The organism is Kribbella sp. NBC_00359 (assembly GCF_036097425.1).
In the GTDB taxonomy this organism is placed as follows: Bacteria; Actinomycetota; Actinomycetes; order Propionibacteriales; family Kribbellaceae; genus Kribbella.
On the sequence record NZ_CP107975.1, the window covers coordinates 7,435,113 to 7,458,527 of the forward strand.

24 protein-coding genes and 7 tRNA genes are annotated in these 23,415 nt (G+C 66.6%); 12 read left to right on the top strand and 19 right to left on the bottom strand.

What is annotated here, in order from left to right; genetic code table 11:
- Window positions 1-17: 17 nt before the first annotated feature.
- Window positions 18-626 (top strand): formylglycine-generating enzyme family protein, encoded by a 609-nt coding sequence (locus tag OG876_RS36135; RefSeq protein WP_328521202.1) that lies wholly within the window; start codon window positions 18-20, stop codon window positions 624-626.
- Between the two features lie 71 nt (window positions 627-697).
- Here the strand turns inward: OG876_RS36135 and OG876_RS36140 are convergent, their stop codons facing one another.
- The 4 genes from OG876_RS36140 to OG876_RS36155 form a co-directional block, all read right to left on the bottom strand.
- Window positions 698-832, bottom strand: a complete 135-nt coding sequence (locus OG876_RS36140) for a hypothetical protein (protein ID WP_328521203.1) — start codon at window positions 830-832, stop codon at window positions 698-700.
- A gap of 1,018 nt (window positions 833-1,850) precedes the next feature.
- Window positions 1,851-1,922, bottom strand: a tRNA-Val gene (locus OG876_RS36145).
- 40 nt (window positions 1,923-1,962) lie between these two features.
- Window positions 1,963-2,033: transfer RNA gene (locus OG876_RS36150), tRNA-Cys, on the bottom strand.
- A 32-nt stretch (window positions 2,034-2,065) separates the two neighbouring features.
- Window positions 2,066-2,138: transfer RNA gene (locus tag OG876_RS36155), tRNA-Gly, on the bottom strand.
- Window positions 2,139-2,315: 177 nt separating this feature from the next.
- On the opposite strand from OG876_RS36155, the gene OG876_RS36160 reads away from it, so the two are divergent.
- The gene (locus OG876_RS36160) at window positions 2,316-3,134 is read left to right on the top strand and encodes an aminotransferase class IV (protein ID WP_328521204.1); all 819 of its coding nucleotides are present in this window, start codon (window positions 2,316-2,318) and stop codon (window positions 3,132-3,134) included.
- Window positions 3,135-3,212: 78 nt separating this feature from the next.
- Here OG876_RS36160 and OG876_RS36165 read toward each other — a convergent pair whose 3' ends face one another.
- Window positions 3,213-3,779 carry a CGNR zinc finger domain-containing protein gene (locus OG876_RS36165; protein WP_328521205.1) on the bottom strand — a complete coding sequence of 189 codons (567 nt, stop codon included), beginning with the start codon at window positions 3,777-3,779 and terminating at the stop codon, window positions 3,213-3,215.
- Window positions 3,780-3,904: 125 nt separating this feature from the next.
- Between OG876_RS36165 and OG876_RS36170 the strand changes: the two genes are divergently transcribed.
- Window positions 3,905-3,976 (top strand) — tRNA-Val (locus OG876_RS36170).
- 59 nt (window positions 3,977-4,035) lie between these two features.
- Here OG876_RS36170 and OG876_RS36175 read toward each other — a convergent pair.
- On the bottom strand, window positions 4,036-4,254 hold the full coding sequence (locus OG876_RS36175) for a tyrosine-type recombinase/integrase (RefSeq protein WP_328521206.1): 219 nt from the start codon (window positions 4,252-4,254) through the stop codon (window positions 4,036-4,038).
- Between the two features lie 244 nt (window positions 4,255-4,498).
- Here OG876_RS36175 and OG876_RS36180 point away from each other — a divergent pair, with 244 nt between their 5' ends.
- Both OG876_RS36180 and OG876_RS44170 read left to right on the top strand, forming a co-directional pair.
- The gene (locus OG876_RS36180) at window positions 4,499-5,380 is read left to right on the top strand and encodes a hypothetical protein (protein WP_328521207.1); all 882 of its coding nucleotides are present in this window, start codon (window positions 4,499-4,501) and stop codon (window positions 5,378-5,380) included.
- Between the two features lie 31 nt (window positions 5,381-5,411).
- Entirely contained in the window at window positions 5,412-5,789 is a 378-nt protein-coding gene (locus OG876_RS44170; RefSeq protein WP_442914049.1) for a flavoprotein, read from the top strand.
- A 177-nt stretch (window positions 5,790-5,966) separates the two neighbouring features.
- Here OG876_RS44170 and OG876_RS36185 read toward each other — a convergent pair whose 3' ends face one another.
- Both OG876_RS36185 and OG876_RS36190 read right to left on the bottom strand, forming a co-directional pair.
- Window positions 5,967-7,757: an AAA family ATPase gene (locus OG876_RS36185; protein WP_328521208.1), complete on the bottom strand. Its 1,791-nt coding sequence runs from the start codon at window positions 7,755-7,757 to the stop codon at window positions 5,967-5,969.
- A gap of 935 nt (window positions 7,758-8,692) precedes the next feature.
- Complete coding sequence (locus tag OG876_RS36190) at window positions 8,693-9,949, bottom strand: MFS transporter (protein WP_328521209.1); 1,257 nt, start codon at window positions 9,947-9,949, stop codon at window positions 8,693-8,695.
- 56 nt (window positions 9,950-10,005) lie between these two features.
- On the opposite strand from OG876_RS36190, the gene OG876_RS36195 reads away from it, so the two are divergent.
- The gene (locus OG876_RS36195; RefSeq protein ID WP_328521210.1) at window positions 10,006-10,965 is read left to right on the top strand and encodes an ArsR/SmtB family transcription factor; all 960 of its coding nucleotides are present in this window, start codon (window positions 10,006-10,008) and stop codon (window positions 10,963-10,965) included.
- An 85-nt stretch (window positions 10,966-11,050) separates the two neighbouring features.
- Here OG876_RS36195 and OG876_RS36200 read toward each other — a convergent pair whose 3' ends face one another.
- The 3 genes from OG876_RS36200 to OG876_RS36210 form a co-directional block, all read right to left on the bottom strand.
- Window positions 11,051-11,614 (bottom strand): hypothetical protein, encoded by a 564-nt coding sequence (locus OG876_RS36200; RefSeq protein WP_328521211.1) that lies wholly within the window; start codon window positions 11,612-11,614, stop codon window positions 11,051-11,053.
- A 372-nt stretch (window positions 11,615-11,986) separates the two neighbouring features.
- A complete protein-coding gene (locus tag OG876_RS36205) occupies window positions 11,987-12,142 on the bottom strand; it encodes a hypothetical protein (protein ID WP_328521212.1) in 156 nt (51 codons plus the stop codon).
- Window positions 12,135-13,376: an FAD-dependent monooxygenase gene (locus OG876_RS36210; protein ID WP_328521213.1), complete on the bottom strand. Its 1,242-nt coding sequence runs from the start codon at window positions 13,374-13,376 to the stop codon at window positions 12,135-12,137. The genes OG876_RS36205 and OG876_RS36210 overlap by 8 nt, the downstream gene beginning before the upstream one ends.
- An 80-nt stretch (window positions 13,377-13,456) precedes the next feature.
- Here OG876_RS36210 and OG876_RS36215 point away from each other — a divergent pair, with 80 nt between their 5' ends.
- Window positions 13,457-14,047, top strand: coding sequence for a TetR/AcrR family transcriptional regulator (locus OG876_RS36215; RefSeq protein WP_328521214.1), 591 nt, complete (start codon window positions 13,457-13,459; stop codon window positions 14,045-14,047).
- Here OG876_RS36215 and OG876_RS36220 read toward each other — a convergent pair.
- Entirely contained in the window at window positions 14,014-14,316 is a 303-nt protein-coding gene (locus tag OG876_RS36220) for a CBU_0592 family membrane protein (RefSeq protein WP_328521215.1), read from the bottom strand. The two genes, OG876_RS36215 and OG876_RS36220, sit on opposite strands and share 34 nt — an antisense overlap.
- Before the next feature lie 4 nt (window positions 14,317-14,320).
- Window positions 14,321-15,232: a cyclase family protein gene (locus OG876_RS36225; RefSeq protein ID WP_328521216.1), complete on the bottom strand. Its 912-nt coding sequence runs from the start codon at window positions 15,230-15,232 to the stop codon at window positions 14,321-14,323.
- A 70-nt stretch (window positions 15,233-15,302) separates the two neighbouring features.
- Here OG876_RS36225 and OG876_RS36230 point away from each other — a divergent pair, with 70 nt between their 5' ends.
- Window positions 15,303-16,253: a LysR family transcriptional regulator gene (locus tag OG876_RS36230; RefSeq protein WP_328521217.1), complete on the top strand. Its 951-nt coding sequence runs from the start codon at window positions 15,303-15,305 to the stop codon at window positions 16,251-16,253.
- A 25-nt stretch (window positions 16,254-16,278) separates the two neighbouring features.
- Here the strand turns inward: OG876_RS36230 and OG876_RS36235 are convergent, their stop codons facing one another.
- From OG876_RS36235 to OG876_RS36245, 3 genes are all read right to left on the bottom strand, one after another.
- Window positions 16,279-17,253, bottom strand: a complete 975-nt coding sequence (locus tag OG876_RS36235) for an alpha/beta hydrolase (protein WP_328521218.1) — start codon at window positions 17,251-17,253, stop codon at window positions 16,279-16,281.
- Window positions 17,254-17,358: 105 nt separating this feature from the next.
- Complete coding sequence (locus tag OG876_RS36240; protein ID WP_328521219.1) at window positions 17,359-18,504, bottom strand: PucR family transcriptional regulator; 1,146 nt, start codon at window positions 18,502-18,504, stop codon at window positions 17,359-17,361.
- A gap of 38 nt (window positions 18,505-18,542) precedes the next feature.
- A complete protein-coding gene (locus OG876_RS36245) occupies window positions 18,543-18,992 on the bottom strand; it encodes a pyridoxamine 5'-phosphate oxidase family protein (protein WP_328521220.1) in 450 nt (149 codons plus the stop codon).
- Window positions 18,993-19,070: 78 nt separating this feature from the next.
- On the opposite strand from OG876_RS36245, the gene OG876_RS36250 reads away from it, so the two are divergent.
- The 4 genes from OG876_RS36250 (at window position 19,071) to OG876_RS36265 (ending at window position 20,446) form a co-directional block, all read left to right on the top strand.
- The gene (locus tag OG876_RS36250) at window positions 19,071-19,967 is read left to right on the top strand and encodes a sigma-70 family RNA polymerase sigma factor (RefSeq protein ID WP_328521221.1); all 897 of its coding nucleotides are present in this window, start codon (window positions 19,071-19,073) and stop codon (window positions 19,965-19,967) included.
- A 186-nt stretch (window positions 19,968-20,153) separates the two neighbouring features.
- Window positions 20,154-20,226: transfer RNA gene (locus tag OG876_RS36255), tRNA-Gly, on the top strand.
- Window positions 20,227-20,258: 32 nt separating this feature from the next.
- Window positions 20,259-20,329 (top strand) — tRNA-Cys (locus tag OG876_RS36260).
- A gap of 42 nt (window positions 20,330-20,371) precedes the next feature.
- Window positions 20,372-20,446: transfer RNA gene (locus OG876_RS36265), tRNA-Val, on the top strand.
- Window positions 20,447-20,527: 81 nt separating this feature from the next.
- On the opposite strand, the gene OG876_RS36270 is transcribed toward OG876_RS36265, so the two are convergent.
- From OG876_RS36270 to rsgA, 3 genes are all read right to left on the bottom strand, one after another.
- Window positions 20,528-21,376: a DMT family transporter gene (locus OG876_RS36270; RefSeq protein ID WP_328521222.1), complete on the bottom strand. Its 849-nt coding sequence runs from the start codon at window positions 21,374-21,376 to the stop codon at window positions 20,528-20,530.
- 176 nt (window positions 21,377-21,552) lie between these two features.
- A complete protein-coding gene (locus OG876_RS36275) occupies window positions 21,553-22,296 on the bottom strand; it encodes an SDR family NAD(P)-dependent oxidoreductase (protein WP_328521223.1) in 744 nt (247 codons plus the stop codon).
- A 31-nt stretch (window positions 22,297-22,327) separates the two neighbouring features.
- On the bottom strand, window positions 22,328-23,395 hold the full coding sequence (gene rsgA, locus OG876_RS36280; RefSeq protein WP_328521224.1) for a ribosome small subunit-dependent GTPase A: 1,068 nt from the start codon (window positions 23,393-23,395) through the stop codon (window positions 22,328-22,330).
- Between the last annotated feature and the right edge of the window lie 20 nt (window positions 23,396-23,415).

A 23,415-nucleotide genomic window follows, 5' to 3' on the forward strand; every position in this document is an offset into this window, starting at 1 on the left:
GCACGTACGGTTGGACGATGCTCCCTCTGGTCGACCTCCCGCCGGGCTCCATCGCCCTCCGGGACGACCGCCTCGGCACCCGCTGGCAGGTCTCGCTGGCCTCGTTCCGCCTCGGCCGCTACCCGGTCGTCGGGGCGGACGACGTACCTCTCACCGGCATCAGCTGGTACGACGCGGTTGCCTTGTGCAACAAGTTGTCCGGTGAGGACGGTCTGCCCGCCGCGTATGTGATCGACGGGGAGGAGGTCACCTGGTCGTCGAGCTCGCCCGGGTACCGGCTGCCGACGGAGGCCGAGTGGCAGTACGCGTGCACCGCGGGTGTGCCGGCCTACCGCTACGGACCTGTCGACGACATTGCCTGGTATGCGGGCAACTCCGACGGTCACCCACATCGTGTCGGGCTCAAGACGCCGAACAACTGGGGCCTGCACGACATGCTCGGCAACGTCTGGGAGTGGTGCTGGAACCTCTACGACCCGACGACGTACGGCGCCTACCGCATCTTCCGCGGCGCCGGCTTCGACGACCCAGACCGCTCAGTCGGCTCCACCGTCCGCCGCCGCTCCCACCCAACCTTCACCATCGAGGACCTCGGCCTACGCCTCGCCCAATCAATCCCAATCTGACCGCGACCTCCGCGCCTCCACCTCAGCCAGCGCCATCGGCCCGGTTCGCTGTACACAAGACGCACTCACCCTCAACGCAGGTCAGCCCACACCCGCCCTTCCACGATCCGGCGACCGCCACCACCCTCGATCTCGTCCCCAGCCCGGCGCAGCATCCGCAACCAAACCAGGCCGGCCGGCCGGTAGCCGTGTACCAGCGCAACCACAGCCGACGGTCACGCTCCCGGCGCAACCACACCCGAGGGTCGAGGGCCCCTGCGCAGGCCAATCCGAGGGTCGCGCGCCCGGCGCACCCTCAGCCAGAGAGCACGCCGCAGCGACCAACCACAGCCAGCACCCGTCAGAACCCGCCAGCCCAGCCGGATGCGACCGCAACGAGCAACCGGAGCCGGCACATGTCCAGAGGTGGGCCACAGAGCCGGGTCCTGTCCAGCGGCGGGGCACCACAGCCCAGAGCCGCCAGACGTGGGCAACCATCGCCGGGAACGTTCAGCGCGGGTAACCCCAGCGCGAGACCATGTGAGCGGCGATCAACCCCAGCCCGGAGCTGTTCAAAGGCGGGCAACCGCAGCCGGGAGCTGCCACACGTGGGCGACCACAGCGAGGAACGCTCAGCGCGGGCAACCCCCGCGCCGGACCATGTGAGCGGCGATGAGACCCAGCCCGGAGTTGTTGAACGGCGGGCAACCGCAGCCGCGAACTGCCAGACGTGGGCGACCACCGCCGTGAACGTTCAGCGACGAGCAACCCGAGCGCGAACCGTATGAGTGGCGGGCAACCCCAGCCCGGAACTGCCACGTGGGCAACCACCGCCGGGGACGTTCAGCGCAGGTAATCCCAGTGCCGGACCATGTGAGCGGCGATCAACCCCAGCCCGGAGCAGTTCAGCGACGGGCAACCACCGCCCAGAACCGCCAGACCTGGGGCAACCACCGCCGGGAACGTTCAGTGCGGGTAACTGCAGAGGAGGACCGTCCGAGCGGCGAGCAACCACAGGCCGGAGCTGTTCACGCGTGGCCAACAACCTCTGGAAACGTTCAGCGGCGGGCAACCCCAGCGTCGGACCGTCCGTGCGGCGAGCAACCGCAGCAGCCGAGCGAAGCGAAGGCGCAAGGGGGTGCGGGTGGCGGAGCCCCCGCTTGCGGCGAGCGCAGCGCTGCCGCACAAACGACGAAGGCGACCCGGTCTGCGCTTTCCGCGGACACGAGTCGCCTATCGCCTTCGTGGACGATACTGGGATCGAACCAGTGACCTCTTCCGTGTCAGGGAAGCGCGCTACCGCTGCGCCAATCGTCCGAACAACAACACCACACAACACTCTCACGTGACGGTGTCGAGGTGGAGACGGGATTCGAACCCGTGTACACGGCTTTGCAGGCCGTTGCCTCGCCTCTCGGCCACTCCACCAGTGAGAAAGCTGGCCTGCCGAACCCTCTCCGAGCGGACGACCGGGTTCGAACCGGCGACCTCAACCTTGGCAAGGTTGCGCTCTACCAACTGAGCTACGTCCGCATCGCGACCGGGTTTTCGACTCCCCCGGCGCGAGAAGAAGACTAGCCCATCTCGCCCGGAGTTCAAAAATCGGGGTCCCCCTCGACGTCGACGTACCGTCATCGTCCGGTCACCTTCGGACCGCCCGGCAGACCCGGATCGCCTGCGCACTAAGGTGTCCCGCGGAAGGAGCAGCACATGCGTATCTGGCTCAACGGCGCCCTGCGGGACGACGAGGCGACGGTCTCGCCACTGGATCACGGGCTCACCACCGGTGACGGTGTGTTCGAGACGATCAAGATCGTCGACGGGCGTCCGTTCGCGGTGACGAGGCATCTGGAGCGACTGGTTCGGTCCGCGGTCGGCCTCGGCCTGCCGGAGCCGGACGTGGCCCAGCTCGAGGAGGGCGTCGCGGCGGTCGTGAAGGCAGATCCCGACATCCCGTTCGGCCGGCTGCGGATCACGTACACGGGTGGTGTCTCACCGTTGTCGTCCGATCGCGGTACGTCGGGACCGACGATCCTGATCGCGACACAAGCCATCAAGCGCCCCGGGCCGACGTCGGCGATCGTCACGGTGCCGTGGGTCCGCAACGAACGCAGCGCGGTCGCCGGCCTGAAGACGACGTCGTACGCCGAGAACGTCCGCGCACTCGCCTACGCGAAGGAACGCGGCGGCAGCGAGGCGATCTTCGCGAACACGATCGGCAACCTGTGCGAGGGCACGGGGTCGAACATCTTCTGCGTGTACGACGACGAGCTCGTCACGCCGACCTTGGAGTCGGGGGCGCTGGCCGGCGTGACCCGCGCGCTGGTGCTCGAGTGGTTCGGCGGCGTGGAGCGAGATGTACCGCTGGAGCGCCTGCACGAGGCCGAGGAAGTCTTCCTGACCTCCACCACCCGCGACGTCCAAGCCATCCACCGCGTCGACGACCGCGACCTCCCGGCACCCGGCGCCATCACCGGCCAGGTCACCAAGATCTTCACCGAACGCTCAGCCGAGAACCCCAACCCCTGACGGACGCACTTCCGGATCAATTCTGCTGCCTGGCGCAGAGAATGCTCCGAAAGCGCGACCCGATGCCCAGTTCAGGGGCTACTCTCCGGAGGCTTTGCGGCGTTCGCGGTAGGCGGCCACGTGCAGACGGTTGCCGCAGGTGCGGGCGTCGCAGTACCGCTTGGAACGGTTGCGGGACAGGTCGATCAGCGCGTCGTCACAATCCGGTGCCTCGCAGCGACGGAGGCGTTCGCGTTCGCCGGCGGAGATCACCTGGGCCAGCGCGATCCCGCACTCCACGGTGATCCGGCACGCCAGTGACGCGCCGTCCCGCGAGTAGTGGATGTGCCACGGGTGCCCGTCGTGATTCGTCAGCCGCGGCGTCGTCGTACCGCGGGCGACGATCGCGTTGATCATCACCGCCGCCGTGGCGTCGGAATCCGTGGTGAACACCGGCGAGAACAACGGCCGCAGATCGCGGACCTCCGCAAGGTCCTTCTCCGTCAGCGTGTCGACCGCACTGAACTCGCGCTCGTGGACGAACTTCTCCAGCTCCTCGAGCGTCTCCATCGTGTCGACCTGGCTGTTCGGTCCGGGCAGGGTGTTGACGAGCCGGACCAGCGTGCCGAGCGCCTGCTCGGTGTCGTGCGAGAAAGTCACAATCACGTCTCCAACGCGACGGGGTCTCCGTCCTGGAGCAAGAGTAGCCCGGGCCGATTAGATCGTCGCTCCATGATGCGCTAAGGTTTCACCCGCAAGGCACCAGAAAGCAACAACAGCACCAACAGTACGGGCGATTGGCGCAGTGGTAGCGCGCTTCGTTCACACCGAAGAGGTCACTGGTTCGAACCCAGTATCGCCCACCCGAAGAACACGCAGGTCAGAGCGGGAACCCAGCACCCGGGTCCCCGCTCTACTCGTTTCAGCCCTTCTCAGGCAGCGAAAAGGCAGCAAGAGCCCCTAGAACCCGCTCCTGGGAGCCTCCCTGGACGTGCGTGCAGATCGCCAGCGTCGTCGTCGGCCGCTCGTGCCCCATGACCATCTGTACGTCGGGAACCGGCACACCCGAGGTGATCAGCCACGACGCATACGAGTGCCGAAGGTCGTGGAACCGCAGCCCACCTTCGGCGCGGCGTGACACCACCTTTACGGCCTGTGCCTTCGTCTTGAACAGCTCGGTCTCGTCCCCGGCCGCTGTCGGCCAGGTCCCCCGAACTTGTCGCCCTCGGCCCCGACCCAGCCCAGCAGTCCCGCGCACACGAGCGACGGCCGCCAGGTCCACGCCCGGAAGAGCGCGCACCTCAACGGGGCGCCTCGCGCCAGACGCGTCCGAGCAGGTCACAGCAGTTGACGCCGTACGCAGCCAACTCGCGGGCTACCACCGAATGCTTGGCGAGCCGACGTCACCGTGGCCACTTCCGCAACTCCGGAACGGCGCTGTCCAGGTCAACCAGGCCTACCAGGCAGCTCAGTACCGGACGGCGACCGCGATGCTGCCAGACCTCATCCAGGTCGCAGACGCGTACGATGGCTACCAAGGCCGCGACGGCCGGGAGACATACCTCGCCCGCTGCGCGGTCTACACGGCGGCCGCCAAGCTCCTGACCAAGGTAGGCGAACACCAGCTCGGTTGGCTGCCCGCAGACCGCGCCACCCATGCGGCTCTGGCCGCCGAGTCGAAGGCTGCGCAAGGCATGGCCGTCCATCAGGTGGTGATCGCGCTGCTCCGCAGCCAGCGAACCGATGATGCCGAACGCCTCACCGTCCGGTCGGCAGAAGGTCTAATGTCCCTCGCTGGCTCGGACGCTCCCGGACGCCGTATCGCTCGCCGGTCGCTATGGCTAATCTCGTCCGTCATCGCCGCTCGCCGGTCCGATCGCGCCAACTCCACCGAGCGGCTCGATACGGCTACGGAGCTCGCCGACCTCCTCGCGCACGACGGCAACCACTGGTGGACCGCATTCGGCCCGACGAACGTCCTGATCCATCGGGCCTCGGTCGCAGCCGGGTTCGGCGATCCATCAGGTGTACTGCGAGTGGCAACCGAAGTAGGCACCGAGGCCCTGCCGGCCGGTCTCCAGGACCGCCGCTCGCGCCTACACCTCGACCTCGCTTGGGCGCAGGCTCAAGCAAAGTACGACATGGAAGCGATCCTGCACCTACAGCAGGCCGAACGCGTCGCCCCGGAGTCCATCCGCTACCACACGATTGCCCGCGAGCTGGTCCGCGAACTCCTCAAGCGTTCCGCAAACCCATCCCGGCCCTAACCGCCATCGCAACCCGCGCAGGAGTCCTCGCGTGACCAATCGAACCCTCTACATCGTCGTCTGCGGTGCTCCGCTCGCTGCACGAGCGGGCGACGGCCTCAAAGCCGTCCGAGCCAACGGCTGGGACCCGTACATCATCCCCACCGACGCGGCCTTGCCCTGGCTAGCGGACCAGGACCTACGAGATGCCCCCGTCATCACCGGCAACCGCAAGCCACGCGAACCTAAGCGCATTCCACCGGCGGATGCAGTCGCCGTCGTACCAATGACCCTCAACACCCTCAACGCCTGGGCAAACGGCAGCGCTCATACGTATCCGCTCACGACATTGTGCGCAGCCCTTGGGTCTCGTACTCGGACGGTCGCTGTGCCCTTCGCAAAGCATGATCTTGCAGGACATCCGGCCTAGTTGGCTTCGTTCGCTGTACTTAGGCATGCGGGCGTCCGTATCGCTGACCCCCCACAGCGGATCTACATCAAAGCTGGATCCGATCGAGTCAGGAACCGGTGAACAGGTCGCCGTAGCTTTCGAGTGGTAATCGGTGCTGTGTCAGTTCGAGCGCACGCCATCAGTCAGCCAGAGCAGTTAGCGCGATGGCGAATTCGAGACTTCGAACTCGAGACTTCCATCTCCAAGCGGCTTCAATCCGTTAGCAGCACGGATGAACTCCACCGCCTCTTGAACGTGGCTACGAAGATCGCCAACCCACTTCGTATCGGCGCCCCACTCATCGACCACATATCGAGCAATCGCGACCTTGTTTAGCGCAGTTGGACCCTTCTTGTTTTCGGCCACCGCGCAAGGGTTCGAGTACCGCTCGCCGTTCCAGGTAAGATTGACATTCGGATGTACTGCAGAAACAGCCTTTCGGAATAGATCGACTGGTACGTAATTCTCGATCGCGTAGCCGTAGGTGATCCAGGAAAATCCAGGGCCGGCATTGAAGGAATCCCGGATCCGTATCTTCGTTGCGTTGATGGCCGCTCGCGGCGAAGTCTTATCCGAGTCGATCATCACCGCGATATGACGATTCAGCTTCCGAAGCGAGATGAAATCTTCTTCGAAATCTGGATCGTCTCCACTGAGGTGACTTAACAATCTTCCACCATAGAACATGATCGAATAATGGATATTCTCCTCAAGCGTCGGATCAATCAAGCTTATCCAGTGACGCAGGTAGATCCGATCAGACGGACCCTCAACCCAGATCACAGAATTCGCCTGGACAAGATCTGACGGCCGATATCCAAGGTCAGCGCAGATCGCTGCCTGTTCCTTGGGGCCGCTGGCAAGTCTGATGGACGTGCCTTCCGCAGCAGACAGGCTCACATGGAACAGATTCGCAACCTCGGCATCCAGAAGATGCGCGGAGTGGGTGGCGATGAGATACGAATTGCTCGTCTTTTCAGCGAGGTACCTGATGAGCTTGCGCTGCAATAGAGGATGCAGATGAATTTCCGGTTCTTCAACGCAGATCAATTCATTCTCGACCAGCGTTGCAGCTGCTGCCATGATGATGACCTGATGCAAGCCAGTCCCGACGCTCTCCAATGGCAGCTCACGCCCATGGTGATGCACTTGAATGGTAGATAGGTCGTAAGGTATCGAGATTCCCGCCGTGCGGTCATCAAGGATACTCTTGACAAATTCATTGATTGCGGCAAATTTTCGTCGATCGGCCTTGTATGCGTTCCCTGGATTCTGGAGCCGATGGAGATGGTTGATAATGCCCGTGCCGTTGATCGCCTCACGGAATTCCAGGTTCTCGCGACTATTAATGTTGACGCCAGAATTTGGCTCGATAAGTTCAGCGGACGTAGCGCGCCTGAAAGCTGCGAGCGTCCTAATGGACGGAATATATTGATAGGCTTTAATGAGGGTCAGTATGCGATTGAGATCGTCCGTCTGTTCACCGCCTGAAGCACCCATGAGGTGACCGCAGCACTCCCCAAGACCTTGCCGCTGGTAGGGATCCAACGATTCAGTAGCCGCGAGAGCCTGCTCAGCCGAGTAGAGGACCTGGGCGTTGTCGAGGTTCGAATTATCGTCAAGCGCGATGACATGACGAAACCACGCGATTTCGTTGTCTGGCTGGAGCCGAAAGTGGGGCCCAGCAAATATTGCGTGGAGGGCGTCGATCATTTGATCGTTTAGGTCCCGTTTATCGCTGGGCAGGAGTTGAGCGATCCCATCACTGATATCAATGCCGATGATTAGTTCAGTTGGATATCGATCGGGCCGGTCGTCAGGCAGATCGAGGGTCGGATCGAGCGTCTTGACCGTGGATCCGGTCCGTCTGTACTGGTCGAGTAGTTCTTGAGCCACGCGCAGCGTGTTCGACTTACCACTGTTGTTCTGTCCCGCAAGCAGATTCACCTGCTGGAGAGGGCCGACCAGCTGTGGAGTCTCAGAGAAGAAGCTCCGATACCATCTGACTCCGAATCCTGCGAATTTCGGCAATGCCCCGCCCTCTCTCGGTAACGTCTGTCTGCCTACATCGGCGCCTGGCTAGGATCGTTACACGGAGTACGCGACCGCAGGCTGTGTCGCGGGCGCTGGCAGCGAGAAGGCAGCGAACCTAGTGAGTGTCAGCCGACCGGTGGGGTCTTGCACGGCTATACGTACGACTGGCAGAACCCTACGAGCCAACGGTAGTACGACGGATCCGCCTTCACACCGAAGAGGTCACTGGTTCGAACCCAGCATCGCCCACGCAGTCGACAGGCGACGTGTGCTCGCGGAAAGCGCGAGCCGCGTCGCCTGCTTCGTGTTGTGCGGCTGCGCTTCGCTTGCCGCGAGCGGGGGCTTCGCCACCCGCACCCCCTTACGCCTTCGCTGCGCTCGGCTCCGTGGTTGCTCGCCGCCGTCGGCTTTGCGGCCTTCGCTGCGCTCGGCTCCGTGGTTGCTCGCCGCCGTCGGCTTTGCGGCCTTCGCTGCGCTCGGCTCCGTGGTTGTTCGCCGTCGGGCTTGCGACTTCGGGTGGGGCCTGGGGTTACGTGGCCGTTGACCTCAACCGCCACGCGCTCGACTCGCGGAGTGCACGGCCACGGGGTCGACCGATTCCCAGCGGAGTCCTACGCTTTCTCCTCCCGCAGACCGGTGCCGCCGGCAAGGGGAACGATCGCGCGGTGGTGCTCTGGCACGGCTGGGGGCAGTCGAGTGGTCAACTCCTCCCGGCTGATCGTCTGCCTGTCACACCCGCTGTGAACAGAAGGTTGCATTCACCAACGGTTGACTCCGATAGCCGACGGTGTGGTTCTGGGTTCGGTCGGCGTACGTCGTAGGAGCGGTTGATCATTGGGGCATTGGCATCAAGTGCGGGCGGGGGTGGTGCTGACGGGCGTGTTGGGCTGGTCCCGGCGTGTGGCGGCGTGGTTTGCGACGAGGGCGGTTGCGGTGCCGGTGGCTGCGAAGAGGGTGCCGAGTGCGATCCAACCTGGCGTGCCGTGGTCGATCGCGGTTGTGGTGACGACGGCGGGCGCGAGCATCAGGGCGAATGCGTTGCCGGTTTGGCTGAGGCCTTGGTAGGCGCCGGCGCGAGTGGGGTCGGCGAGTTCGAAAGCCATGCCCCAGCCTCCGGCTTCGCCCTGCGTCTCGGCTGCGGAGGAGGCAAGGGAGGCGAGGACCAGGACGGCGATTGCAGCCGCGGCACCGAGATGGCCTGCCAACGCGAAGAGCAGGCAGGCGATGAGCAGGAGCAGGCCCGCTCTGCGTACTGACCGCCCGGCGGTGCGCAGGTTCTGCGTGCCGCGGGAGGCACGGACCTGGAAGAGCGCTACGTAGGCGGTGTTCACGAGCAGGAGCGCCGATACGACGATGGTCGGGGCGTCGGTGTGGTCCGCCACCCACAGCGGGATCCCGACCGTTGTCAGCCCGAAGTGGATCGCGAGTACGGCGTTGAGGACTGTCGAGGCGACGTACGTACGATCCCGTAGGGGGGAGCGTCCGCGTGGCGCCTCGGCGTTACCGGAGGCGTCCATCCGTTCAGCCAGCCCGGCGACCCTGCGCCGCAGGCCGATCAGTGGGACCGTGCCGAGGATCGTGATCACGCCGACTAGGACCACCGTCAGGCGGTATGCCATGGTGGTGTCGGCCATCAGAGCCAGTCCCGCGAGCAGGGTGCCGACGCCGATGAGGACGTTCATCACCACCCGCAGCCGGGCGCGGACAGCGACCCGCTCCGGGCCGACGTACCAACGGGCGAGCAGCGTCATCTGAGCTGTGCTCATCAGGCCGCGGGAGGCGGAGACGCAGGCCGCGACCAGGACGAAGCTGACGAGGTTGCCGGCGAGGGCGTACGCCAGCAGCGAGGCTCCGTTCGCAGCCAGCGCCCACTGCTGGAGCCGATCGGCTCCGTATCGGTCGCTCAGTCGCCCACCGGCGTACGACGCCAGGACGCCGACCCCTCCTGCGACGGTGAGACCGATCCCGACGACGGCGGCAGACAGGCCGACTCCGCGGGTGAAGTACAGGGCGCTGACTGCGAAGAACATTCCGCGGGACAGCGACATCGCGGCCACGGCGGAAGCGAGTGCGCGCTCGAGGGGATCGCGGAGGAGTTCAGGCACCTGACAGTTGTTGCATCCGGAGATCCTCCGGGACCAGAGATGTAGCGTATTGCTTCATGATCGAGTACGAGCTCGCGGGCAACGATCTCGGCGAAGTGCGGTTCGCGATCTCGCCGCTGAACGAGTTGGTCCTCTCCCTGCGGACCCTGCGTGATCCCGGCCGATTCCCGCTTCAACTGCCCTGGCTGCGGGCCACCGCGCCGGCGCGTGCCGGGCTCGACCTGGAACTGCTCGGCGCGTTGACGAACGAGTCACTGTGGACGCCGGACTTCCTCACTCCGCGGCCTTACACACCGCTCGGCAGGATCGACGACGAGTTGGCGGGGCTCACGGGCACACCGGACGGCGTCGTACGCGCGGATCTCGCGGAGATCCATCCGGCCACGCTCCCGCCGGTACTTCGGGGTCGCCCGGACAGGGTGCTCGACCGTGTGCTGGCAGCGCTGCGGGACTACTGGGAGGCCTGTTTCGAGCCGCACTGGGCGCGGATGCGGACAGTGCTCGAGGCCGACGTCGTCTACCGCGGCCGGGTCACGGCGCAGGCCGGTCTCGCGGCGATGTTCGCAGGTATCGACCCACATGTGCGCCTCGACGACACCGTCCTGCGGATTCGTCTGCGCAGCGACCTTTCCTACCGCACCTCGACCGCGGGTCGCGGCCTGACGCTCACTCCCTCGCTCTTCAGCCGGCGTGCAGCGGCGCCGATCTCTTCCGAGGAGCCGCCGCACATCATGTACCCGGCCCGCGGTCTCGGAACGCTGTGGGAAACCAGGACGACTACGCCGCCGGCCGCTCTGGTCGGCCTGATCGGCCGTGTCCGTGCTCAGTTGCTGAGGCTGCTCGAGACGCCGACATCGTCGACCGAGCTCGCCGTGCGCCTCGACGTCACGCCGACCGCGGTCAACCAGCACCTGCGCGCACTGCGCGCGGCAGGCCTGCTCATCTCGGCTCGGCACGGCCGCTCAATCCTCTACTGCCGCTCGGACCTCGGCGACCGGGTCCTCCGCGGGGCATAGATCATGTTTCGGAGTTCTCCGAGTCACCTCGAAACCCGGCGCCGCAAGAGCCCGCCGGACCGACACGACAGGACGGTTCGACCCGCTAAGTCTGTATGCCCCGGACGATCACGAAGCCGGCCAGTACGAGCAGAGTTATGGTCACGCCGATCAGATACGGCGCCAGCCGGGTTCGCAACGTCAGCCGCGGCTGGAACCGTGCGGCTGGATCCGTGCTGAACTCCCACCAGGCGACGACTCGCCGGAAGTCCTCGGGAAAAGTCGGTTGTGGGTAGGCGCTGGTGCTCGCGAGTGCAGGCAGCCTGAGACGCCGCCCGTTCGCGAGGGTCATCTGGGCCGCGCCTCCGCTGTGTGCACCGCGGCTCTTCCATACGTCGATCCATCGGATCTCCTGCCAGGGAAAGGTTCGACCACGCCGACCGATGCCCCAGCAGATGGTGATTCCGGCCGGCCCGACCCTGGTCCAGCTCCGGAGCGCGGCGCCGACGCCGAGGCCGATCACCGCGGCCGTGAAGCCCGCCAGCAAGCAGAGTCCCACGACGCCGACGTGTCCCATGATCACAGAAACGATCAGCCCAAGCCCAACGATTGAAAATACCCGCCAGGAAGGGCGGACCCGGTCCTTCCCTCGGAAGATCAACTCATTCACGGAAAGCACGTTACGCCTGCCGCCAGGGCGCCGTAATTTACTTACGGGTGGGAAAGATCACCCCCCGGGAGTTGCAACCTTTGCGGCACATCCGACGTCTGGGGTCGTGGACTCGCCGGGCTTCGGGGCACGTGACCATCGACCTCGACCGCCACGCGCTCGACTCGCAGAGAGTGCCGGCCGTTCGAGGGACCTTCGCTTCAGGTTAAGTTGGAGTGTTCGGGTGAGACAATTGATGGGGGCACCTGAGCGAGCAAAGCAGGCATCTCGTCGACGGCAAACTCGACGACCTCATGGCAATTTGCCTGCGCGCACTCGCAATCGAATATCCGAACCGCGTGGTGTCCGTTCTGCAGTCTTTCGGTCGCCTGTTCAGCGAGTTGGCGATTGCAGATACGAATCAAAGATTGCCGCACCGGAGAAATCATACTTTCCGGCGAAAAGGCGGCTCACCGTGGTCTTGCCCGCCGCCGCCGGACCACCCACCCAGAAGATACCCGCGTGCTCGTAGTTCGGTTCATTATTCATATGACTCCAGTCTAATCAGGTGACCGCCTTTAGTTGTTGGTGCGTAGTCGTCGACCGTCATGGAGTTGTAGACGCGTGTGCTCTTGGTGGTGAGGCGCAGGAGGGCGCGGCTGGGCGCCGCGGGAAGGGCAGAGATCAGGCGGGCGCCATGCGCCAGTCCCGACACGCCGAGGCGAGACGTGGGGATGAGGGTCTTCGCGGCGCTCAGCGCGACCGCGCGGCTGCCGCGCACGTGCTCTGCCATCGCGCGCTCGTACGCCGGGAAGGCGCGCTCGTGGTCGGCGCCCGCCCGTGCCAGCTCGCCGGCGAGGACGTATGCGCCGACGACGGCCAGGCTGGTACTGCCACCGACGGCCGGGCCTGGGCAGTAGCCCGCGTCGCCAACAAGGGTCACCCGTCCTCGCGACCAGGTGTCCATGCGGACCTGGGTGATCGAGTCGAAGTAGAAGGCCGGAGTGCGGTCGAGCTCGTCCAGCCAGCGGTCCACGTCGGCGTGAAGGCCGCGGAACGCACCGCGCAGCAGGTCCTTCTGCCGGGGCACGTCGCGGTGATGGTAGTCGAGCTCGCCCTCGCTGCGAAAGAGGAACAGCGCGCGCGCCTCGTCGAGGTGCCGCGCGCTGTAGATGCCGGCCGTGCGGCCGACGCCGACGTGGATCAGTAGCTCGCCGTCGAGGCTGAAGGTATCGGGCAGGGTCAGCACCCCGAAGTAGGCCCCGATGAAGTCGCTGAAGCGAGACTCGTCGCCGAAGACGAGCCGGCGCACGTTGGAGTGCAGCCCGTCCGCGCCGACGACGAGGTCGAAGCGGCGCGGCGCCGCGTTCTCGAAACGCACCTCGCCGTCGGGTGAGATCGCGGTGATCGAGTCACCGAAGAGATACTCGACGTCGTCGCGGGCGGCGTCGTAGTAGATCCCGCTCAGGTCGTCGCGCATGATCTCGACGTGCTCGTCGGGTGTGGCGCTGAAGATCTTCGAGAGGTCCACCCGGACGGGACGTCGTACGCCCTCGCGCTTCAGGGTCATCCAGTTCGTGCCGGTGGCTCGCTCCTTGATGCGCGCGAGCAAGCCCATCTTGTCCGAGATGGCCATCGCAGGCCGGAACAGGTCAACCGAGTGGCCACCGGTCTTGCGCAGAGCGGGCGCGCGCTCGACGACCGTGACGGAGAAGCCGTTCCTGGTGAGCCAGTACGCCAGCACCGGACCGGCAACGCTGGCGCCGGAGATGAGAACTCGCATGATCACGTCTCCCTACCTAACGATAGGTAGGTAAGGTATCACGGCCACCTACCTATCGTTAAGTAGGCTAGGCTGGCGGCATGAGTCGTCCCCCTGGCACCAAGCAGCGAATCCAGGAGGTCGCCCGCGAGCTGTTCGCACAGCGGGGTGTGCAGCGGACCAGCCTGCAGGAGATCGCCGACCGGCTGGGCATCACCAAGCCGTCGCTGTACTACCACTTCTCCTCACGCGAGGAACTGGTCCGCAGCATCGTGCAGCCGATCCTCGACGAGGAAGAGACGTTCCTCGTGGGCCAGGAGGCGCTGGGCGAGGTCGAGCCCCGCGCCCTGCTGGAGGGCTACTTCGACTTCCATTACCGCCACCGCGCGGAGATGGTGCTCATGCTCAGCGAGCTGACCACGCTCGCCGACCTGGGCCTGATCGACCTCGTACTGGACTGGCGCAGGCGGCTGGTCAAGCTGCTGCAAGGCCCCGAACCCACGCTGGAGCAGGCCGCCCGGGCCGTGATCGCGTTGGGCGGCCTCCAGGACTGCACCATCCAGTTCGCCGATGTGCCACAGGACGAGCTCCGCCGGGTGGCCGTGGACGGCGCCTGCGCCGCCCTGGGCATCGAGCCGCGGCACAAGCCCAAGGCCGCTCATGGTGATAGCGGAAGATCCTCCGCGTCGTGACGGTCTGGTACGGCGACGTCCACGCTCTCCACAGACATTGAGCGACGGCTCAGCGCCACCATGCCGATCGTGATCCACGCGGCGTTGAGTACGGCCGACGGCCAGGCCCGATGACAAGCCGAGTTCACGGTGAGCGCCATCGCACCCAAGAGGTTCATCACCTGGAATACGTGCCCGCCTGCCGCGATCCGTTCAGCCGAAGCCAGCGCATAGGCGGCCAGCAGCACCCCAGCGCCGGTCCAGCCGACCACTGCGACGATGGCTTCCATCGGACTATCGGTCCACGATGGCGTACGCACGGACCGGGAATGTCCCCATGCCTTCGATGGCCGGTGGCGCGGCATGGAACCGGAAACCGTACGGCGGCAACTGCTCCAGACCACGCAGGTGCTCCACGATGAGAATTCCGGCGTCCAGCAGTGCCGTGTGCGCCGGACGCGTGTCGTCGCCTGCGTCGTCTATGTTCAGCGAATCGATTCCCACCAATGCGGGCTGCTGCGCTGCAAGCCACGCCGCCGCGTCCGCAGTCAGATAGGGATAGCCGCTGGCATAGCGTTCGGTGCCCCAGTTCCGGTCCCAGCCGGTGTGGAGCAGCACAGCCTTTCCCGCAACGTCGTAGGGAAGCAGCACACTCCGTTCGATGGCCCGCTCGCTGCTGCCGAGAACTCGGATCACAACACCGTCGAGATCGGTGAGCCGGGACAGTGACAGCGCCGCTAGGTCGGCCCCCTCGGCGAAGCGGTGGAAGGGGCTGTCGAGATATGTGCCGGTATTGGCGACCATCGAGATGCGGTTGATGCTGAACTCGGTGCCGGCCGCATAGAGCTCGCGGGACGCCTGCCGCGAGAGGTGATCGCTGATCTCCGGGGCGGGCAGGCCCGGGTAGGTGACCATCCCATCACGGATTCCGTGACTGAGGTCGACCGTCCGCGGTCCACTGGCCGGCCCGGCCGCCGTACCCCGGGATCCCTTGTGCGGCTCGCGAAGCAGCCGCTTGTTGCTGATGGCCACTTTGTCGACCATCAGGAGGCCGAGGTGCCGCACGAACAACTCGCCCAGGGCGCCGTCACCGATGTCGGGGCCCGGCACATCCAGCCGGAAGTCCTGGGCCTGGAGACCGCCTCCGTTCGCGAAGGTCACGCCGGCATCGAACTGCACCCGCCATTCGTCGGTGTTGTCGCTCATGACTCGATGCTCCGTGAAGGAATACTTGATGACAAGCGAGATTATCTGAAGCGTTGCTACAGTGATGCTTATGGAGCTCGACCCCCGCCGCCTCCGGGTACTGCGCGCGGTAGCGCTGCGGGGTGGCATGGCGGCCGCTGCGCAGTTGCTCCACCTGACCCCGTCCGCGGTCTCCCAGCAGCTTACGCAGCTCGAGCGGGAAGTCGGCCAGCCGCTGATCGATCGCTCTCGCCGGACTGCGAGCCTCACACCGGCCGGAGAACTGCTGGCCGCCCGCGCAGAGCGCATCGAGCAGGAACTCACCGAGGCCCGCCGAGAGCTGACCGAGCTGAGTGGCAGGCTGAGCGGCCCGGTGACGGTTGCGGCGTTCTCCTCGGCGGTCTGCCATCTCGTCGTTCCGGCGCTGCGCGAACTGGCGACTACTCATCCCGATCTCGAACCAGAGGTCGTGGAACTGGAAGGTCTTCCGGCGCTGACCGAGTTGCGCACTGGAGCAGTCGATCTGGTGATCGCCGAGTACGACACCGACGGCTCCGGGTCGCCTGGCCCACTGCGCGGCCTGTCCGCCGCTCCGGTCGCCGACGACGAGTACTGCATCGTCACGCCATCGGCGTGGTCGCCTCGTCCCGCCTCAATCAAGGATCTGGCTGCTCGCCCGTGGGTCGCCAGTCCGCCGGACACCGCGTGCGGCCGGGCATTGGACAGGATCGCCGGTCAGTACGGATTCACCGCGCAACGCGCCCACACCTGCCTGGAGTTCCCCACCGTCCTGGCGCTGGTCGCGGGCGGATTCGGCGCCGCGGTCATTCCGAAGCTGGCGCTGGCGGGCGCGTCGCCCCTTGCGATCGCGATGCCATCGGTGCCGGTCGCGGGCCACCGCCGCATCACCGTCCTGCGGCGCGACTTGCCGGCCGGCCCGGAACCACGGACCCAAGCCCTGGTCGACGCCCTTCAGACAGTCGCGTTCGACCTTGGCCTGACACCCGTCGCGATGCCGCGCACACCCCTGCACCACAGCTGACGGCAAAGGCCGGCGGACGCAGCGGTCAGTCGGCGAGGCGGTCCCGGAGGAAGTCCAGAATCTCCGCCCGGGCGGGCTTTGCTTGCGGAACCACGCTCGGCATGCTGAGGAACGCGTGCGTTGCGCCGGGGAATTCGGCCAGGCGAGCCGAGGTCCCGGCGTCGCGCAGGCGCTCTGCATACCGACGGCCCTGATCGGAGACCGGGTCGAACGTCGGCACGACCAGAAGTGCTGGGGCCAAACCGCTCAGGTCGTCAGCCTGCAGCGGTGACAGCGGGCGAGGGTCCGTCCCCTCTGGCACAGCGAGACGACAGAACAGTTCCATCTGCGTCCTCGTGAGGGTCGGACTGTCGGCGTACCTGGTCATCGACGCGTGGTCGTACAGGGCTGGGGTGACATCGACGGCGGCGTTCACCAGGACCTGCGCCCGCAATTGCAGGCCGCACTCCCTGGCCCTGATCGCTGCCAGGGCGGCGATCAGGCCGCCGGTGCTTTCACCAAAGACAACGGCGCGGGCCGGGTCGATCCCCCACTGCGCGGCCTGCCGCACCACGGTCTCCAGCACGTCCCAGCCGTCGTCGGCCGCCGCGGACAGCGGAGTCTCCGAGCTGAGGAGGCGGTGCTCGACAGAGACGACCACCGCCGGCAGCCGCGCGGTGAGGTGGCTGTTCACCCAGTCACTCTGAACCGCCGTACCGACGAATCCGCCGCCGTGGACGTGGACCACCAACGGGAGGCCGGCGCCGCCGGACGACGGCCGGTACACCCGGACCCTGAGCTCGCGCCCGGGCAGCGCCATCTCCTGCCACTCGATCACGGCCCCCCGGTCCGGACGGCCGGTGATCACGCGGGCCAGCGGGGACATCCGCTTGCGATTCTCGGCGTCACGAAAGGCGGCGAGTTCCTGGTCGGTCATCGTCAACCAGGACGGTTCCTTGCCGAGGGCATGCATCAGCCGGATGCCCAGCGGCGGCTGCTCGATGTGGGTGCTGGCACTCATCATGTCCTCCTGCGTTGCTGACGTCCCGGCATCGACAATGCGCCGTTGGTCGCTCGGTTCGCTACGAACGCCGGTCCAACGTTGGCAGAGCTGGTTCGTAGCCAGCTACGAGGCAGGTGCTCCGTAGAGGACGCACGACAACTCCACGATCGTGTCGGTGTCTTGCAGCGAGCGGCCGGTCAACTCCTCGAAGCGCGACAGCCGGTAGCGCAAGGTATTGACGTGGACATGCAGGGCCGCCGCGGTCTGGGGGATGCTCCGGCCATGGGACAGGTAGCAGCGAAGCGCCTCGATGACCTGGTCGCCGAAAGCACCTGCGCGGTGAAGTGGCTCGAGGTAACGCATCCTTAGTAGCTCACCCAACTCACCAAGCGTCGGCACGGCGAGCCGCCAGCCCAAGGTCTCCGGGGTATGCACGCCATCGCGGTACTGCAGAAGGGCGGCGGCCAGGACATCCTGCGCGCTCCGATAAGAAGTGGCCAGCCGGTCCACCGGCGCCGGAGCTCCCAGCGCAATGAGCTCACCCGGCACAGGCGTGGGCAGATTCTCCATGATGCCCACCAGCCTGTCGCGGGTCGGAGCCATCAGGACACCGTCCCCGTGGTGCTCGGCGAGTGCACGCTGAACCTGTTCGATCCTCTGCTCTTCGGCCGAGCCGGTGCAGAAGGCGCGGTAGGTCGTGTCCCGGCGCAGCCGATAGACCGTGTATCCCCTCTCCAGTTGTGCGGAGTCGAGCTCGCCCGCGAGTGCGCCTGCCAGCCACTCGTCCCGGCGCCGCTGGTCCGCCATCGCGAGGGCCAGTCCCTGCCGGTGATAGTCGGCCGCGGCCCGCGCCGAGAACGCGTCGCTCAACCTCCACAACAGTGAGGTCAACGCCACCACATCGGCCCCGTCGACTCCGCACTCCACCGCCAACTCGACCAGCCGGCCCTGGATGCTCGCGATCGTGACGCGGAATCCGGCCATGATGTCCTCGATCGGCACACCGGCCCGGAGCCGTTCGACCGTGGCTCTTTCGGCCTCCCAGAACTCGTCCGGAGGAGGCACCTCCCCCGCCCGCAACGTGCGGCACACCCGCCTGAGGATCCGGTCGACGCTCGCGACGATCTGCTCACGACCGACCGCCTGGTAGCTGGGGATCTCGCTCCGCACCCGCCGCAGGATCGGCTCGACCACTTCATCGTCGCTCTCGAGGGCCGCGATCAGGCGGATCACCTGACTCTCGCGGACCCCTTCGACCATGTCCGCCATCTTGCCTCACCTCCGCGCGCAGGCTGGGCGGCGACCGGCTACACCAGCCAGGACCCGGATTCCATCAGGACCCGGTCTTTCAGTTCGTTGACTTCGCGCCAGGCTTGGATCCTGGTGGGGGTGGCGCGGAAGTAGAAGTAGTTCGCGAGCGGGCGCGGGTCGAAGCCGGCCTTCTCGGCGAACGCGTCGCCTTCCGCGTCCGTGAGATCGCTCGCGCGCAGTGTCTCGGTCGTGGCGACGATGTGGACGACGTCCCGCGTGTGGCCGAGCGTCAGCTGGAGAGTCGGGCTCTTCGCGAGATTGCGGGCGGTCGGGTTGCCGGCCGCGGTGGACAGGAGGAGTGTCTCGCCGTTCCAGAGGAAGGACAGTGGCATCAGGTACGGCGTACCGTCCGGGGAGGCGGTGGCGACCCAGGCGTCGACGTCGTGCTCCAGCCGGCGGAGGGTGTCCTGCTTGCGTTCGGAGAGCGGGCGGGCCGGGTCCGTCATGGTGGGCTCCTCTGGATTCTGGTGTCACATGTGCGGCGGGTCGTCCGTCAATCGGATGACGGCGCCGGGCCGGAGAGTGTGACACAGGAGAAGGACGTGGTCGGGATGGGTGAGGACAACTGGCTGGCGACCCGGTTCGAGGAGAACCGGGACCGCCTGCAGGTCGTCGCGTACCGGATCCTAGGCTCCGAGCCCGAAGCCGAGGACGCGGTCCAGGAGGCGTGGATCCGGCTCAGCCGATCGGACACCGGCTCGATCGACAACCTGGGCGGGTGGCTGACCACGGTGGTCGGCCGGATCTGCCTCGACATGCTGCGGACCCGGCGCCGGCGGCCCGAGCAACCGGTTGCCGACCAGTCCCCCGCGTTCGCGGACGACGCCGTACCCGATCCCGAACTCGAAGCCGTGCAGGCGGATTCGGTCGGCCTCGCGCTGCTCGTCGTACTCGAGACGCTGACGCCGGCCGAGCGGCTCGCGTTCGTGCTGCACGACATGTTCGCCGTGCCGTACGACGACATCGCGCCGATCCTGGACAAGTCGCCGACCGCCGTGCGGCAGCTCGCCAGCCGGGCGCGGCGTCGAGTGCAAGGTACGCCGGAACCGTCCGGAACCGATGCGATCCGGCAGAAGGAGATCGTCGGCGCGTTCCTGGCCGCATCACGCAGTGGCGACTTCGAGGCGTTGCTCGAGTTGCTCGACCCCGGCGTCGTCGTGCGGGCCGACTCGGCCGTCGCGGCACGTGGTGCCGCCGCGATGGGGTCCGGCGCGAGGACGGTCGCGGCGTCGTTCGCCGGGCGCGCGCAGGCAGCCAAGCTGACGTTGGTCGACGGGCTGGCCGGGCTGGTGTGGTCGCAGTACGGCCGGCCGCAGGTCGTGTTTGTGTTCACGATCGTCGACGGCCTGATCACCGCGATCGATCTGCGCGGCGACTCCGACTACCTCCGCGACGTCGACCTCGCAGCGCTGGAGAGTTGAGGCGGCGCGGTCCGGCGTGGCGGGTGGACAAACGGCGTCTTGCCGGATGGGGCTGTTGTGACGGATGAGGTGCGAATCACGCTCGGACTGTCCGCATCGCGACACCCTGGAATCCGGTTTTTGCATGGGCGAAAAGTGCGCTACTGTTCTGCTCTCGCACCGAGCGAAAACAGTCGCCGGAGCGATGCGGACGTAGCTCAGTTGGTAGAGCGCAACCTTGCCAAGGTTGAGGTCGCCGGTTCGAACCCGGTCGTCCGCTCGGAGAGGGTTCGGCAGGCCAGCTTTCTCACTGGTGGAGTGGCCGAGAGGCGAGGCAACGGCCTGCAAAGCCGTGTACACGGGTTCGAATCCCGTCTCCACCTCGACACCCTCAGACGTGCGTATTGTTGAGTGTGTTGTTGTTCGGACGATTGGCGCAGCGGTAGCGCGCTTCCCTGACACGGAAGAGGTCACTGGTTCGATCCCAGTATCGTCCACCAAGGCGATCGGCGAGGTGTGCCTGCGGAACACGCAGGCCACCTCGCCTTCGTCATTTGTACGGCGGCGCCCCGGTTGGGTTGTTACTCCCGTCGTGCGTGTTGGACCACTGCGGCCAGCAGTACGGCGGCGCCCACCAGGCTGAGGGTGGTCAGGTGCTCGTGGAAGAGAAGCAGGCCGAGGGCTGCGGCTACAACAGGTTCTATGAGCGCTATTACTGCGGCGGTGGACGCGCGGAGCGTGGTGAGGCCGGCATAGAACAGGGTGTACGCGAGGGCGGTGGGGACCAGGCCGAAGTACGCGATCAAGGGCCAGCCAGGGGCGGTCGGGATGATGCCGTCGATGGTTGCTAACGGCAAGAGGAGTGCGGCGCCGGCGACGAAGCCCAGGAAGGCGCCGGTGATGGGGTCTGGCTCGTTCCGGTTGAGCAGAGTGGTCAGGGCGTAACCGGCCGCAGATAGCAGTGCGAAGGCGATGCCCAGCAGGGCTCCGGAGCCGGCACCTCCACTGGACACGAGGAGGGCCAGGCCGGCGACTGCGGCTAGTAGAGCCGGGGTGATGCGTTCTCGGGCGCCTAGGGCGATGAAGAACGGGCCGGCGCCTAGGGCGACGACAGTGGCTACAGCTACCCCGACCTGCGGAATTGCGGCGAAGTAGCCGAGTTGGCAGACGGCCAGGCCGACGCCGGTCAGTAGGAAGCGCAGTGGTGATGCGGCGAGCAGCGGGCGGATCGGGGCTCGGCGGAGAACGAGGCGGGCGAGGGCCAGCCACAGAGCAGCGGCGGCCAGGCGCCAGAAGGACACGGCGGTGGTGCCCAGGGCGGCGTGGTCGAACAACAGCGCGCCCGTCGGGCCGCCAGTGCCCCAGGCGATGCCGGCGAGGGTGACGTAGAGGAAACCGCGCCTGGATGAGGACGCGACACGGTGATGCATTGCAGACTCCGGGGTGTGTTCGCAAGGTGACGTGGGGCTTCTGCGAACAGCCCGAAGGAGCCCAGGTCAGAGCCTGGGCACTACCGGTCGACCGTCCGCCTAGGCGGCGGTCGGCGGGGTGATGATGCGATGCATGATCAGGACCTTAGCCAGTCCGGGCGCGTCTGCCGACCGAATTACATCCGGAGCTGGGAGGCGCCGTTGAAGTCGAGGACGGTGCCGGTGGCGAACTCGGCCTGCGGGGAGGCTAGGTAGAGGATCGCGGCAGCGACCTCCGAGGGGTCGGCTACTCGTTCGAGCGGGCTTTCCAGGCGGCGGCGGTCGTAGCCGTCGCCGTCCAGGTGTACGGCGGCCATGTCGGTGACCGTCCAGCCGGGAGCGATCGCCGTCACCGCGATCCCCTCTGGTCCGAGCGCCCGGGCCAGGGACTGGGTGAAGGAGACGATCGCTGCCTTGGAGGCGCCGTACGCGGGCTGGTTGGGCTCGCCGCGGAAGGCGCCGCGGGAGGAGACATTGACGATGCGGCCGCCGCGGCTCATGTGGCGGACGGCGCACCAGGTGACGTTCGAGGGGCCGACCAGGTTCACGGCGAGGGTGTCGGCCCACGCCTGCTGCCATTCGGCGTACGTCGTCTCGCGGATGCTGTGCGGGTGGTAGACGCCGGCGTTGTTGACCAGTACGTCGATGCCGCCCAGCGCAGTCGCCGCGTCGTCGACCATCGTCTGGATCGCGACGGGGTCGGCGAGATCCGCGTGTGCCAGCACGTGTCCGGTCCCCGGCAGCTCCTTCAGTACCTGGGCCGCGGCGTCGGCCGATGCGCTGTAGTGCACCGCCACGCGATCCCCCGCGGCCGCGAATGCCCGTGCCGTCGCCGCACCGATGCCCCGCGAAGCTCCCGTCACCAGTACCGAACGATTCATGCTCCCGATCCTTTCATCACGGGAGCACGGGCTACGGCCTCGGGTTGATGTCCCGGCGGTACGACTTGGAGGCGCGGGCCCACTGTTTCTTGGTCTCGGCGCGGAGGCGGAGGTCGTTGCGGCGGGCCATGAACGCGGCCTCGCGCTGCAGCTTCGTCCAGCTCTCGTAGCGACGGACCGGGAGCGAGCCGTCCGCCAAGGCGGCCTGGACCGCGCAGTCTGGCTCAGTGACGTGCGCGCAGTCCTTGAACTTGCACTGCTCGGCCAGCGCCGTGATGTCCGGGAACGCAGCAGCCAGCCCTTCCCCCGACTCTTGCAGACCGATCCCCCGCAGCCCTGGCGTGTCTATGACGATCCCACCATTGGGCAGCACGATCAGCTCGCGCCGCACTGACGTATGGCGTCCCTTGCCGTCGTCGCGGATGTCCTGCACATCCAGAAGCTCCACACCGGCCAGTGCGTTCACCAGCGAGGACTTGCCCGCGCCACTCGATCCCAGCAACGCCATAGTCGCGTTGCCGTCCAGCAGCGACCGCACTGCCTCCAAACCGTCGCCAGTGGTCGCACTGCACACCAGTACGTCGGCACCGGGCGCGGCGTTCGCCACGTCCTCGGCAACAGCGTCGGCGTCGCCGACAAGGTCGGCCTTGGTCAGTACGACGACGGGCCGCGCACCGCTCTCCCACGCCAGCGCGAGGAAACGTTCGATCCGGCCGATGTTCGGCTCGGGATGGAGGCCGACCACGATCGCGATCACGTCGACGTTGGCGGCCAGCACCTGGCCCTTCGACGTACCGCTGACCTCGGCGCGGACGATCGCCGACCGACGGGGCGCCAGGGACTCGAGCGTGATCCGCTCGTCCGGCCAGAACCGCAGTACGGCCCAGTCCCCTGTACATGGGCCGGCCTGGGCGTCACTGGCCATCGCCGCGAGGAGCGCACCGGACCAGGTTGCGCGGACCGGCCCGTCCTCGGTGAGTACCGTCGCCAGGCCCTTGTCGACCCGGGCGACGCGTCCCGGCACGAGGTCATGCGGGACGGACTGCAGGAAGTCGGCCGTGGAACTGTCGAGTCCCAGGGCCTGGAGTGTGGCTGACATGCGGCGAACCTTTCGGAGGG